The sequence below is a fragment of the uncultured Sunxiuqinia sp. genome (assembly GCF_947495665.1).
Classification (GTDB): domain Bacteria; phylum Bacteroidota; class Bacteroidia; order Bacteroidales; family Prolixibacteraceae; genus Sunxiuqinia; species Sunxiuqinia rutila.
In genome coordinates this window covers 1-14,001 of record NZ_CANLZV010000006.1, presented here as the reverse complement: position 1 = coordinate 14,001, position 14,001 = coordinate 1, and the positions used below count along the sequence as shown (strand labels likewise).

The following is a 14,001-nucleotide window of genomic DNA, read 5'->3' as shown; positions in this document are numbered from 1 at the left end:
CTTCCTGCCTAATTCACTGGGTAATAAATGGCCGTTACCCATTTCGATTCGTCGGGTTCCTTTTGTGGGTCAGTCAGGTATTGCTCCATGGGGCTGCCAGCCAGCTGAAGCTCATTGTTCTGAATCCATTTTTGAATAAAGCTGTGCGTTTGCTCCAGATGGTCATATGAGCCGAAGTGATCGGCTGCGGCATAGGTTTTTGCAGGCATGGTGCCCGTCTGGATGTTCTCTTGGGCTTCAACTTTAGAATTAACCGGAATGCCACATTCCAGATCAATCAGGTTGCCGTCAATCTTGTGGTAGATGGCGTAAGGCATGTTGGTCATGGCCAGGTCGTTTTGGTTGATGAAATTGATGAGCTGCCCATAGTTAATTCCCATTTGCTCTGACACGTCTTCCAGCTCAATGGTTTGTCGGATACTAACAAAGTCAAAGGCCGGCAGGTTGACAAGTTCTACAACCGGACGCTTTTCCTGAACAATGGTTTCGGCAACAATTTTTAAATTCTGAAGGCCTTGTTCAAAGTCAGGGCCAATCATCGAATCAAACAACAAGCCCATCCATCGGGCAATGGGGTTGTAGCCCAGATCGGTATCAAAAGCCCAGGTGACGGTCGTGGTCTGTCCCGACTCCTCAAATAGGAAATAACCGGTTGACAGGCCTTCCTCCATAAAATTCATCGTTGTAGCAATGGAATCGTAAGGAACGGATTCGGTGATGGTCATGGTACCGGCTCCAAGGTTCGGATTTTCGCTTTCCCACGAATAAGCCGCTCCTTTGCCGATGCCTCTGTTTTTATAATCCACTTTCATATCCGGGTCCATTTGGTTCCACACGGCCCACTTGTCCCACGAACGAAGGTTGTTTACCTGGTTAAAAACAACTTTGGCGGGTGCCTGAATGCTGGCTGTTCGTTCAACATGTACCTCTCGTGGTAGGAAAAAGGCAATGATGGCCATGGCAATAAGTAGGATCAGCAGGCCAAGAAAGAATTTTTTGAGTGTTTTCATAGGTCGGAATCGCTATTCTGATTTTTTTTTGATTTGTGCATTCAATATACGAAAAAATGACTGTTTCATCCATTTGTCATGTCAGTAGAATGGCAGACTAAAAGCTTGATGTGAAAACTGCATAAGACTTGTGTTTGCTTAATAAGGTTTGAACAGATATAAATGAGAAATTACAGATAAGAAAGTTCGCTAATTTGAACTTAGGCTAATTGCAAACTTGTTTTGTAGCATTTTTGAAATAGCTATTGTTTCTTATGTTGCTTTTGCTTTGATTTTCTTGCTCGATTTATAGCTTTGTAATGAAGATGTTGGAATGCTCAGCTTTTGACTATAGGTATTTTTTAAAGCATGATTATTTTAGGGGTATTGATCAAGGGTGTTTCGATTATTATTGTTACATTGTAATGCTAGACTACGCACTTAACCTAAATTTATGTCAGCTCGTTTGAAAGATAATGACCAAACCTTATGGGCCAGATTTTTGAACGGTAATGATCAGGCTTTGTCGTTAATTTATTTAAGACATGTTAATGCTTTGCTTGATTACGGCTGTAAAATTACGTCGAACCGCGATTTGGTTAAAGATGCTATCCAAGATATCTTCTGTACAATAATTCGAAACAGACAGACACTATCAGCAACCGACAATATTCGACTTTATTTATTCAAAGCACTAAAGCGCAAGTTGATTCGGGAAATTCAAAAGAGTCATAGAATACAGCAGGTGGAAGGAGAACCCGTTGTCAGCTTTAATATTTCCTTCCTTTGTAGTTTCGACCATACGGATTTTGAATTATCGCGAACGCAAAAACAAGAATTGGTCGATGCGATTGAAGCTTTAACTGATCGACAGAAAGAAGCAATTTACCTAAGATTCACGCGTGGCCTGGACTATCGGGAAATTGCTGTTATTTTAAACTTAAACTACCAATCAGCCCGGGCTCTCATTCATCGGGCAATTTCAAAACTTCGTGTTATCCTGGCGGATAAGGCTGAATTGTTTAGTCAGGTTTTATGGGTCCTATTTCAATCCAATAGAAAACCTGTTTTTTAACAGGTTATTTTTTTATCAAAAGCCATCAACAGAATTACTACTGCTGTCTTATAAGGGCAGAATACTGAGTCAATGGACAGATACAAGAATTATACGGTAGAGGGCTTTTTAGGCGATGAATATTTTATTCAGTGGCTAAATGATCCGGAGGAAGAACATGAGGCGTTTTGGACCGAGTTTGTGATGAAACATCCCATGCAGAGAGCGAATGTGGAACAGGCCAAATTTATAGTGAGCATGTTCCAGCATGAGCAGGAGAAATTGAGTTTAGACGAAACCTATGATATTTGGAATGATGTGGTTCGTAATACCAAGCGTAAGAAAGTTGGTCATTGGGGAAAATGGTTTCGCTATGCGGCCATTATGGTTCTGGTGTTTGTTTCCGGTGCTGTTTCATTTTATGTGTACGAAACGACACGGGAAGTGCATTACGAATTATCGGAGGTGAATGAATCGAATCATGGCGATGCCAAAATTGTGCTTTCTGATGGAACCGAAATCTCGCTGGAGAAGAATGAATCAGAAATTACTTACGATAGCTTCGGAAATCAACTGGTTGTGAATAACGATACCATTACGCAATCCAGAAATGAAGGTAAAGAGTTGATGAATAAGGTAATCATTCCTTATGGTAAAAAGTCAATGATCATGCTTTCGGATGGAACAAAAGTATGGTTGAATGCAGGAAGTCAGTTGGTTTATCCTTCTGTGTTTCTTCGTAATAAAAGAGAAGTTGTTTTGGTGGGTGAAGCCTATTTTGATGTTGCTCAAAATCAGAAGAAGCCATTTATTGTTCGTACAGCCGAACTAAATGTCCGTGTTTTTGGGACGAAGTTTGATGTCTCGGCCTACCCCGAAGATGAATTTGTCGCAACAACACTGGAAGAAGGAAGTGTTGGACTGGAAATCAAAGGAAAAGGTTTACTGGCGGAGGATAAGCAAATTCTTCTGAAACCAAATCAGAAAATTAGTATGAATAAAACAACACGTGAAACAACTGTTCGCTTGGTCGATGTTAGTATGCATACTTCCTGGAAAGAAGGTATCCTGAAATCCGAGTCGGAAGATCTGAGTCGGTTGGTTAAAAAAATTGAACGCTATTATAATATTCACATTACATTAAGCGATCCACTGGTTGGTCTTTATAAAATATCCGGGAAATTGGATCTGGGGAAAAGTCCGGAAGAAGTACTTAACGTTGTTAAGCTAACCGTACCAATTGACTGGACTAAGAAAAGCAATGGAGATTTTATTATTATGAATAAATAACAACCAAACCAATAAAAAGACCGGAGAATATGGCAGTATTCTCCGGTTTAACCTAAACGGTTTGATTATTAGTCGTTAAACTAAACGTTCAAATTTATGAAAAAAAAGTTGTATGAAGGGGGCTTTCACGCAAGTGGAGGGTTCCAAAAAACGTTCCTTATTATGAGGCTATCTGCACTATTCCTATTAGTCAGTGTTTTAAGCGCTGTTGGGAACAGCTATTCGCAAAACACAAAATTCTCACTTCGGCTAAACAACGCCACTGTCAAACAAGTATTTACTGAGATTGAGCAAAGCAGTGAGTTCATTATTGTTTATTCTGATGATATTCTGGATGTATCAAAGGAAGTTTCAGTGGTAGTAACAAATTCTCCTGTCGAAAAGATTCTGGATCAAATGTTTGCCGGAACACCTATTGATTATACAATAAAAGACCGGCAGATTGTAATAACTCAAAGGGTGGATTCGCCAACTTTGGGAGCTATGCTTCAAGGTGAAAAAGTGGTGCGAGGTAAGGTGGCTGACTCTGAGGGGATAGCACTTCCTGGGGTGACTATTGTTGTCAAAGGGACCAGCATTGGAACCATTACCGACTTTGATGGAGCTTTTAGCTTAGAAGTTCCTGCAGGATCTGAGATGCTGGTATTTTCTTTTGTTGGTTTCCAAACGCAAGAAGTACTAATTGGTAATCAAACATTCTTTGAGATCAATTTGGCTGAAAATATGTTGGAAATCGAGGAAATCGTGGCAGTTGGTTACGGTACGCAATACAAACGGGAGGTTTCTGGCTCAATTTCCAGTGTTTCTGAAAAGAATTTCAACAAAGGAGTTAATAGCACGGCTGTTGATCTGCTTAAAGGAAAAGTTGCTGGTTTGTCAATTACTCAGGGAAGTGGTGACATTACTGAGGAGCAAACAATCCGTTTGCGCGGAACTTCTTCTTTGACAGGAAGCAGTAAGCCATTTATTGTAATTGATGGAGTTCCGGGAATGAGTTTGAATTCTGTGGCTCCTCAGGATATTGAATCGATGAGTGTTTTGAAAGATGCGGCTTCAGCTGCCATCTATGGTTCAAGGTCTGCTAGTGGGGTAATTTTGATTACCACTAAAAAAGGATCGGCTCGTCAAAGCCAGGTGGAGTATGAAGGCTATTTGGCTATTGACAACGTGATCAATACGCCGGATGTACTTACGGCACAAGAGTGGCGTGACTATACCTCAGCTAATGATATTGATACGGAAGGTTTGGATCTGGGAGCCAATACCGATTGGTTTGATCAGATTATGCGAACTGGTGTTACTCAAAATCATAACGTTTCGTTCTCTGGTGGAGCTCAAAACCACAATTACCGGGCTTCGTTTTCTTACCTCGATCAGCAGGGAGTTGTTGATGATAACAGCATGGAAAGATACAACTTAAGGATGGTTTTTAATCAAAAAGCGTTGAATGATAAGCTTGATGTTTCGGTAACAGGTTCGATTACCCAACGGGATTATACGCCAACGGATACACGAAATTTTGTATTGGCTTATAACATGCTTCCGGTGGTTCCTGTAAAAACAGAGGATGGAGAATGGTATGACACCCAGGAATATGACCAGGGAAACCCCGTTCGAAACATCGAATACAACAGCGATCAATATAAAAACAATATTTACTATGGAAATATTCGGGCTGACTTGGAAATTGTGAAGAACCTTAAAGCTTCACTCAGTCTTTTAAAAGAACGTGAAAATTCAGACCGGAGTCAGTATCGACATTCTGGAACTGAGCGTGGTCGGAACGATTTAGGTTTTGCTTTGCGCGAAGCCTGGACCCGGGATAAAGACATGTTGGAAACAACCATCAACTACCGGAAAGAATTTGAAGAGAGTAATTTGAACATTTTGGGTGGTTATTCTTATGAAGAAAATTTCTACCAAAAATCAGGAGCACAAAACCGCCAATTTGTAACTGACTTTTTTGAAGCTAATAACATTGGCGCTGGAGAAAATCTTCGTGCAGGTGATGTTTGGTCGGAAAAGAATATGAATAAGCTGATTTCCTTCTTTGGTCGGGTTAACTATAGCCTGAAAGACAAGTATGTGGTAACAGCAACCTTAAGGCGAGATGGTTCTTCTAAATTTGGAGAAAATCACCGTTGGGGAACTTTTCCTTCGGTATCAGCTGCATGGCACATCAACGAGGAAGGCTTTATGAGCGGAGCGAGCTTTTTTGACGATTTGAAATTCCGTGTAGGTTATGGTGTATCGGGTAATCAAGATGGTTTGGATCCTTATAAATCCTTGGAACTTTACGGAACTTCAGGACAGTATTATGATGATGGTAAATGGTATAAAGCTTACCAGATCGATCAGAATGCCAACCCAAATCTGAAGTGGGAAGAGACTTCGATGTTTAATATTGGTTTTGATTACAGTATTGCCAATGGGCGTTTGCATGGAACAGTCGAATATTACGACAAAAAGACAGAAGATTTGTTGTATACTTACTCTGTTCCTGTTCCACCCTATTTGTTCCCAGAGATGGTTGCAAATGTTGGAAGTATGTCTAATAAAGGGTTCGAAGTGCTTATTTCAGGAGATATCATTCGGTCGAAAAACTTGCGTTGGAATGCTTCTTTCAACATTGCGCACAATAAGAACAAGATCACAAAACTTTCGAATAACGAATTTTCAACCAGCTCAATTAAAACCGGGGATGCATGGATTCGTGGTGGTTCATCCAATACCACTCATATTGTAGAAGAAGGAAAAGAAGTTGGTACTTTTTACGGTTGGAAATGTTTAGGTCTTGATGAGGATGGTATGTACATCATGGATGACATGATTGATGGAGAACCCGGTTTGAGTGATGAGGACCGGACTTACATTGGTTCTGCTCAACCCCAATTCACTTATGGTTTAGCCAATATCATTAACTATAAAAAATGGGAACTTAATTTCTTTTTCCGTGGTGTTTATGGCAACGATCTTCTGAACTTCTCAAAAATGTCTTATGCAACAACCCAATGGTTGCCAGGAGCCAATGTTTTGCATGATGCTTTAACAATTGGTTTGTCCGACAACCCCAAGTATAGCAGTTTCTATATTGAAAAAGGGTCTTTCTTACGTCTCGACAATGCGAGTCTTTCTTATAGTTTCGACTCTACTCCAATCAAAGGAGTTGATAAGTTACGAGTTTTTGTTACTGCTCAAAACCTTTTCACCATCACGAATTACGACGGATTGGATCCCGAAGTTGAAATGTCAGGACTTGATCCCGGTGTGGAAGGTCGTGAGTATTATCCAAAATCCAGAAGATTTTCAATTGGACTAAATCTGGCTTTTTAATTAACTAAACTTTAACACGATGAAAATAAATAGAATAATATCATTATTACTGGTTGTCGTATTTTCCTGGGGGTACCAGGGGTGCACCAATCTAGATGAAGAGGTATATGATAAATTACCGGTGGAAGAGTTTGGAAAGACTCCTAATGAAATCAACTCGCTGATTGCTCCAATTTATCGGACTTTTAAAAATGTATTTCCAAGTAATTATCTCTTGTTGAGTGAGTGCTCGGGCGATATGGCAGTAACACCAACACGTAAAGGTGGCGACTGGTGGGACGGTGGTCAGTTTAAAGAATTGCGGTTTCACTCCTGGACACCAAGTACCAGCTTGGTCGTTAGTTCATATAATGCCGCTATGGAGGGTATCACCTTGTGTAACAAGGTTTATAAGATGATTGATGTTAATGAAGCGATTGAAAACAAAGATCGGATTTTAGCTGAAATCAGAGGGGTGCGCGCTTTCTGGTATTATATGCTGGTTGACTATTATGGAAATGTTCCTATTGTTACTGACTTTGAGGATACGTCTTTGCCTTCAACAAAATCCAGAGCAGAAGTTTACGACTTTGTTGTTTCTGAATTGAACGCGATTAAAGACTTGGTGCGTGATGATGTCAGCTCTTCAAGTTATGGAAAAGTAACCAAGGGAATGGTTTATACCTTGTTGGCAAAAATGTACCTCAATGCGGAGATTTGGAATCCGGATGGAGGTGCAAAATGGCAAGAATGTATTGCTGCTTGTGATGAAGTGCTGGATTTAGCTTACATTATTGAGCCTAATTTCAAAGCAAGTTTTGCAGTCCAAAATCAAACCTCTCAGGAAATTATCTTTCCAGCAATTTTCAGTACGAGCGATGGGGGAAATCATATTCACAAAAGAACGCTGCATTACTTGGATCCAGTAGCTTTAAACCTGAAAGTTGGAACCTGGAATGGTGTTAGTGCCATGCCAGCATATGTGAAGTCTTTTGATGAGGCTGACAAGCGGTTCGATTGGTCATTCTTGACCGGTGAGATGAAAGATCCAGCAACTGGAGACATTTTGATTACTGCTCATGGACGGCCGCTTATTCATACACTTGATATTGAGTTGAAATACAATGTTGATGAGGACGGCTGGGGACAAGTAGAGCAAGAAGAAGGTGCTCGTTGCAGCAAGTGGGAGTTTGAGAATGGCCTTAATGGCGATATGGAGAATGACTTTGGCATTTTCCGTTTGGCTGATGTGTATCTGATGAAAGCTGAAGCGTTAGTCCGTTTGGGCATTGAAAATGGAGAGGCAACTCGCTTAGTGAACGAACTCAGAAAGCGGGCTTTTGATGAAAGTTCTAAATTGTTGGGTTCGGTTACATTGGATGATATCTACAACGAAAGAAGATTTGAGTTGGCATGGGAAGGATTTACTCGTCAGGATATGATTCGATTTGGCAAGTTCCTTGATCCGATTGAAGGTTGGAAAGGACAAACAGATGAGAAGTATCTGTTATTCCCAATTCCACGTACAGCGTTGGATGCAAACGAAAATCTAAGCCAAAATCCAGGCTACTAAACTGGTTAACCCTTGAGGGAGCCACTGTCGTAATGATGGTGGCTTCTTCTTAAGTTTGATTGGTATCAAGATATCTCAGGATCACCAGGATTTTGATTTTTTGCGAATAAGTGCCGTTGTCCATTGGGACAACGGCTTTGCAACAAAGAAGTCGTATTCACGGAGGATGCGACTTTTTTTGTTTCTTTGATTAACCTAAAAATGTGTTTTATGAAACCTGGATTGCTTAGCCTTTTGCTAATTTGTTTTTATGCCTGTAACCGGCCTGCTGTACCTACTGTGATTATTGAAACAGAACGGGGGAATGTGGTGGTTGAACTGTATCCGGAAAAAGCACCGGTAACGGTGGCTAATTTTCTGCGTCTTGTTGAGGATCAGACTTATTCCGGAGCTTGTTTTTATCGGGTGGTTCGGATGGATAATCAACCGGATAATGACGTGAAAATTGAAGTGATTCAGGGGGGATTGAAAGAGGATGAGTTGGTGGAGAAATACCCGGCAATTATGCACGAAACAACACGCGAAACAGGCTTGAAGCACCAGGATGGAACCCTTTCCATGGCCCGCATGGAGCCGGGAACTGCATCAACCGAATTTTTTATTTGTGTGGGCGAACAGCCAGAGCTGGACTTTGGAGGCCAACGAAATCCGGATGGACAAGGCTTTGCTGCTTTTGGAAAAGTGGTGCAGGGGATGGAAGTTGTTCGGGAGATTCAGCAGGGAAACGATGATGGGCAGCTGTTGCAAAGGCCAATACGGATTATTGGAATGACACTGGAAAAGTAATTTCGTGGAGTTGACTTAACGAAATAAACGAATCGTTTTTTATTCAATTTGTTCATATTGTTGGGATGTTATGCTTTGGAATAAATTGTATAATGGAAGTTTGGGATGAAAACTTGTGCTGAGAGCAAACAAGCGAAGGGATTGGTTGTTTTAGATAATTAAGTTCAAAAAAAAGAAATCAAGATGAAACGAGCATGTGAAAACTATTGCACCCCGATAGAAGATCAATAAGCGCGTTCCATCGAATACCTTTGAAAATTAAAATAAGATGAAAGAAACAACTGGAAAAATTGCCTTTGCAGGTAATCCTTTAACCCTGATTGGGGAACCGATTCAGGTAGGCGAAAAAGCGCCCGATTTTACGTTATTAAGTGCAAACCTTGAGCCGGTGAAGTTATCCGACTTTGATGGCAAAGTGCGTGTTTTGGCTATTTACCCTTCCATTGATACGGGCGTTTGCCAGGCGCAGAATCGTCGTTTCAATGAGGAAGCTGCCCAATTAGGCGATACCGCTGTGCTGTCTATTTCTTGCGACTTGCCTTTTGCGCAAAGCCGGTTTTGTGCTGCCGAGGGCTTGGATAAAGTGGTGACTTTGTCGGATCACAGAGACGTGGATTTCGGGACTAAATATGGCTTCCTGATAAAGGAGCTTCGTTTGCTGGCCCGCGGAACCGTGGTGATTGACAAGGACGGAACAGTTAAGTATGTTGAGTTTGTGCCTGAAGTAACCACTGAACCTGATTATGATTCGGCATTGAATGTTGTTAAGGAATTGATTTAGTCATTCTGGCTATCAACGTTCGCATTAGCAAGTTGTATGAAAACGATATCAAAAATCCAGGCTTTAGCTGCATGTCAGCAAAGACCTGGATTTTTTTGTTTGGCTTGTAGAGGTGCTTCCAGAATCTTTGAAAGTTCATGAGTGCATAAGTTCATATTTCCGTACGCTCGTGCCTTCTTGTGTTCATACCTTCTGTAAAGTCCTTCTCACTGTTCTCGCGCTCAGTGCCCAGTGCTCCATGCTCTTAGCCCGCTGCTCTTGACTCTCCTAATTCAAATGACCAGAAATCGGTCGGGTGAAAAAGCGCCTCGGTCAGGCGATGCAAAAAACAGGTAAATTCCGTCATACGAACTTGACTCTTCTGGAAGCGTAAGTAGACCGCCCTGCGCCGAGCGGTGCAGGCCACTTTCATAGGGCCCCTGAAATCCGTCCGCAGAAGTTGTTATATACCACAGCTCATCGCTTAAACGAATGCTGGCTATTCCTTCGTCGTTCAGCCAGCTCACTTCAAGCTGGTCGCTTCCATCAGGCCGGACAACTACCCCAAGCTTAAATGGTAAGGGCAGCGAGCCGTCTGCAAAATGGAGCAAGGATGGATCTTCCAACTGTCCCTGGTGACCGAATGCTGGCATGTTTGCTTTTAAAAACATATGATACCCACTGCTATTTCCCGACAAGCGATTCCAAATGGGGACAATAACCTGCTGTTTATACTGCTGACAAAAGGCATTTACCGCCTTAAACCGCTGCCGGTGTTGCTTCTGCCGGTCCGACCAGGAGTCTTTGCTGTATTGTGGTGCTGTCCGCACATAAGACGTGTCCCCGCGCTGAACAACAACCAGTGGCCCCAGTTTCCCGGATACCGATCCCAATAACCCGTCTCTTATTTTCGCCATAGCAGAGTCTTATTTTTAACGTATTTGATTAGTTTATTCTACATATTTTCTATGATTAAAGTTACAGAATATACACAGAAATAACACAGAAGATACTTAGAAGATATGGATTTGATCCTTGTCAAAAGGAAAGAGAAGACAATAGAGATTAGACACTAGACAATAGACAGGCAGAAGGCACTCACGAAGGTACGAACCCAGGAAGTCACGATCGCACGAACTGTCAACTGACAATCTATCCGGTGAAATTTGCGGAGTGCGTATGTCATAGGACCGACAACTGTCCACCGACAACAGTCTGCTTAGTCGCTAAGACGGAAAGCATCGCAGTGAACGCAAAGAACACACGAGGACACGAAATCACGAACGCACAAAGGCTTCGAAGCGAGATGGTGTGCCGTGAAACGTACTGGGGCCTGAGAATCAGGAGGCTGAGGAAGGTTGAGGAAATTACGATTTGGTATCCTGTTTTTTTTATCTGCTACAGGCGAAATTCAAACCCATTTTAAATAAGGCCTTTTTATCAAAAAAGAGAAGGAAAAGGGGTCACTTATTAACGTAATTCGGTATTAAGATATGAGAATTATATATTCCGGCGTATGCTTTTGAACATATTTTCGCTACCTGTCGTTTTATGCGTGCATGAGATTCCTAGTGAAAGTGCCAATTGGTTGTACTCAGTTAGTGGGTTTATTTGTCTGAATGGCAGTTGTTTAAATCGTTGTTTTAATGCAGGTGTTTATTTGTAAAGTGAGCAAAACAGAAGTGCCTTAATTTTCAAAAGCGTCATCGGAGAAACAGCGAAGTCCTAAGTAGTAAGGGTTTTTAGGTGGGATTTCGTAAATTTAATCATGTTGAAAACACTTGGTTGTGAATTAAGTGTAAGAATCAATCTTTAATGGTCCTAAAAAATAAGATTCTTTCTGTCGTAGTGGGTGTGGTCGTACTGGCGTGTTTTTTGCAGGAAATCAGTTTTTCTCAAGCTCATCCATCATCTGAGTCGTTCCCAAAGAATGTCTTGGATGTTTTTTTCATGCCCCTAAGTGAACCTCAATCTACTGCCCACTCCGAAAACAACCAACAGCATCCAAACGCCAACGAACCCGATCTTATTGCCTTAGTCCCTGGAAAAAATAACGAAAGCCCCAACGAGCAATGGAATGCGAGGACTGAACCGCTTGCCGAAACCAACAGCAACCCTCTTTCGAACATCGCTCCGCCGCCTCCAACATCAACCGGAACAGGAGGTTTATGGAGTGCTTCTTCCAGTTGGGATGGAGCGGTGCCTACGGCGAGTGAAGAGGTCTTTATTGCGACCGGAACTATCATCACAATTGATGCTGCTGCTACTTGCCAAAACATCACGATTCAGACGGGAGGCAGCCTAGTTATAACCAATGGAGCAACGCTGACCGTTACCGGCGACTGGACCAATAACGGAACATTTACGCCCAATGATGGCACCGTTGAGTTCAACACTCATAGCTCACAAATTACAGGAGCAACCAGCTTTTACAATCTTTTAATCAATGCCGGAGCAGATGTCAGCTCGATCATTGCCGTAAACTCAGACATCACCGTCAGTAATCTGCTCCTTCAAAATGGCTTGTTACAGATCAATGGTGGAACAACTTCAATTACAAATTTAAACCCGGCAACTAGCCCTGCCCATCTGATTCCTGCCAGTACTGGTATTGAAGTAAATGCTGGGGGAACTCTCACGACCGGCGATTTTACGATCATCAACGAAGGACTTATTCGAATTAATAAGGGCACAGCCACCTTTGGAAACAGCTCGGGCAATAGTGTTAACACGCAGGTTGATGGTGCTTTTCTTGTTAGCGGTGGAACTGTAAATATTGCAGGGCGATTACACAACTCAGCAGGTAACGATGCAGGAACAGCAGGCATTCATATATCTGGCGGTGACATTACCCTTGCCACTGTTGGTAATGGGCTAAGCAATACAGGTTCATTAAACGTAATCTCCCGTGGAGCGTTCGAATTTACAGGTGGTACCATTATTTTTCAAGAAGCCAGCACAGCAGCAAGTGCCATTGATCTCGGAATAATCGATGTCGATGGAAATGGAGTGAAAACCATTACGAACGGAGTGTTTCAGTTTGGAAATGATGAAACAACCTCAAATAGCACCTTCGTTATTAATAGTGAAATTGCAATTCCGAACATTAGCACTTGGAATGGGATGGATTTGGAATTAGCACACTCCCTGGAGGTACCAAATAGTTTCAATTTGGGTGTTGATAGTCGTTTAACACTTAACGACGATACCCTTCAAATCCCTGCAACGACTGGACCTAAATATGAGTTTCGCTTAGTGGATGATGGTGATCTGATCCCAATCGATATTCAAATCACAGGTGGTAATGGGCCCGGACAGATTTCGCTCAGTATGGGGGCTAACAAACCTGATGAAAATTTAAATTCAGATGGCGCAAGCTTCCTGAATCGGTATTGGGATATTGATATTACTGGATTTACCGGAAACTTTTCCTATGATATCTTTGCAGACTTTGTTGAAAGTGACATTCATGACTCAGGAAGCTCAATTTCAGCTGCAGTCTACTCAAAAACAAGCACTTCATGGGATATTTATGACGGCGATGGTGTGGGTAGTATTAATACGACATTGTTTGATTTAATAGCTTATGGCATTACCGATGGAAGTATCATCCTATCGGGGATTAACAGTGCGCCAACGGTTATCATCGATCAAGGGGCAACCGCTACTATTTGTGAAGGGACATTCCTTAATCTGACAACAACAGCAGCTGGTGATCCCACATTGACTTATGAGTGGTCCCCAGTAACTGGTTTAAGCGCAACCAATATTTCGAATCCGACAGCAAGCCCATCCACCAACACGACCTATACCGTTACGGTAACGGATGCGAATGGGCTTAGCGCACAAGACCAGATTGAGATCACAGTAGATACTGCTCCGGCTTTTTCCAATTGCCCAGCGACTTCAATTGCCCTGAATACTTTGCCTGCCAGTTGTAGCAACACGGCAAGCTATACTGCAGAAGCATCTGGAAATCCAGCGCCCACTTATACTTACGAATTTTCCGGGGCAACAACTGCGCCCCCCAGTGCGGGGACCGGCAGCGGTTCCACCTTTAATGTTGGAACAACGACGGTAACGATTACGGCAGAAAATACCTGCGGAACAGATGTGTGTACGTTTGATGTAGTGGTGACTGATGATGAAGCACCGACAGCAGTTTGCAAGAATATTACCGTTCAGCTTGATGCGACGGGTAATGCAACTATTACCCCGGCTCAAATAGATGATGGCA

At 42.2% G+C, this 14,001-nt stretch carries 8 protein-coding genes and 1 pseudogene; 7 read left to right on the top strand and 2 right to left on the bottom strand.

The window, feature by feature from the left end; genetic code table 11:
* Positions 1 to 8: 8 nt before the first annotated feature.
* A complete protein-coding gene (locus tag Q1A18_RS09030; RefSeq protein WP_299578680.1) occupies positions 9 to 1,010 on the bottom strand; it encodes a GyrI-like domain-containing protein in 1,002 nt (333 codons plus the stop codon).
* A gap of 433 nt (positions 1,011 to 1,443) precedes the next feature.
* Between Q1A18_RS09030 and Q1A18_RS09025 the strand changes: the two genes are divergently transcribed.
* The 6 genes from Q1A18_RS09025 to tpx all read left to right on the top strand — a co-directional run bounded on the left by Q1A18_RS09025 (position 1,444) and on the right by tpx (position 9,785).
* Positions 1,444 to 2,064 carry a sigma-70 family RNA polymerase sigma factor gene (locus Q1A18_RS09025; RefSeq protein WP_299578678.1) on the top strand — a complete coding sequence of 207 codons (621 nt, stop codon included), beginning with the start codon at positions 1,444 to 1,446 and terminating at the stop codon, positions 2,062 to 2,064.
* Between the two features lie 72 nt (positions 2,065 to 2,136).
* Entirely contained in the window at positions 2,137 to 3,333 is a 1,197-nt protein-coding gene (locus Q1A18_RS09020) for a FecR domain-containing protein (RefSeq protein WP_299578676.1), read from the top strand.
* A gap of 162 nt (positions 3,334 to 3,495) precedes the next feature.
* On the top strand, positions 3,496 to 6,666 hold the full coding sequence (locus Q1A18_RS09015) for a TonB-dependent receptor (RefSeq protein WP_299578674.1): 3,171 nt from the start codon (positions 3,496 to 3,498) through the stop codon (positions 6,664 to 6,666).
* 19 nt (positions 6,667 to 6,685) lie between these two features.
* Positions 6,686 to 8,218, top strand: a complete 1,533-nt coding sequence (locus Q1A18_RS09010) for a RagB/SusD family nutrient uptake outer membrane protein (protein WP_299578672.1) — start codon at positions 6,686 to 6,688, stop codon at positions 8,216 to 8,218.
* A gap of 210 nt (positions 8,219 to 8,428) precedes the next feature.
* Complete coding sequence (locus Q1A18_RS09005) at positions 8,429 to 9,004, top strand: peptidylprolyl isomerase (protein ID WP_299578670.1); 576 nt, start codon at positions 8,429 to 8,431, stop codon at positions 9,002 to 9,004.
* A gap of 268 nt (positions 9,005 to 9,272) precedes the next feature.
* Positions 9,273 to 9,785 (top strand): thiol peroxidase, encoded by a 513-nt coding sequence (gene tpx / locus Q1A18_RS09000; protein ID WP_299578668.1) that lies wholly within the window; start codon positions 9,273 to 9,275, stop codon positions 9,783 to 9,785.
* Positions 9,786 to 10,057: 272 nt separating this feature from the next.
* On the opposite strand, the gene Q1A18_RS08995 is transcribed toward tpx, so the two are convergent.
* Positions 10,058 to 10,681: a hypothetical protein gene (locus Q1A18_RS08995; RefSeq protein ID WP_299578666.1), complete on the bottom strand. Its 624-nt coding sequence runs from the start codon at positions 10,679 to 10,681 to the stop codon at positions 10,058 to 10,060.
* A 1,033-nt stretch (positions 10,682 to 11,714) separates the two neighbouring features.
* Here Q1A18_RS08995 and Q1A18_RS08990 point away from each other — a divergent pair.
* Positions 11,715 to 14,001 (top strand): annotated as a pseudogene (locus Q1A18_RS08990) (hypothetical protein); the annotation flags it as partial.

What these genes read in the sequence shown, in the direction of transcription:
- Q1A18_RS09030 (WP_299578680.1), bottom strand. Translation starts at nt 1,010, where the DNA reads ATGAAAACACTCAAAAAATTCTTTCTTGGCCTGCTGATCCTACTTATT.
- Q1A18_RS09025 (WP_299578678.1), top strand. Translation starts at nt 1,444, where the DNA reads ATGTCAGCTCGTTTGAAAGATAATGACCAAACCTTATGGGCCAGATTT.
- Q1A18_RS09020 (WP_299578676.1), top strand. Translation starts at nt 2,137, where the DNA reads ATGGACAGATACAAGAATTATACGGTAGAGGGCTTTTTAGGCGATGAA.
- Q1A18_RS09015 (WP_299578674.1), top strand. Translation starts at nt 3,496, where the DNA reads ATGAGGCTATCTGCACTATTCCTATTAGTCAGTGTTTTAAGCGCTGTT.
- Q1A18_RS09010 (WP_299578672.1), top strand. Translation starts at nt 6,686, where the DNA reads ATGAAAATAAATAGAATAATATCATTATTACTGGTTGTCGTATTTTCC.
- Q1A18_RS09005 (WP_299578670.1), top strand. Translation starts at nt 8,429, where the DNA reads ATGAAACCTGGATTGCTTAGCCTTTTGCTAATTTGTTTTTATGCCTGT.
- tpx (WP_299578668.1), top strand. Translation starts at nt 9,273, where the DNA reads ATGAAAGAAACAACTGGAAAAATTGCCTTTGCAGGTAATCCTTTAACC.
- Q1A18_RS08995 (WP_299578666.1), bottom strand. Translation starts at nt 10,681, where the DNA reads ATGGCGAAAATAAGAGACGGGTTATTGGGATCGGTATCCGGGAAACTG.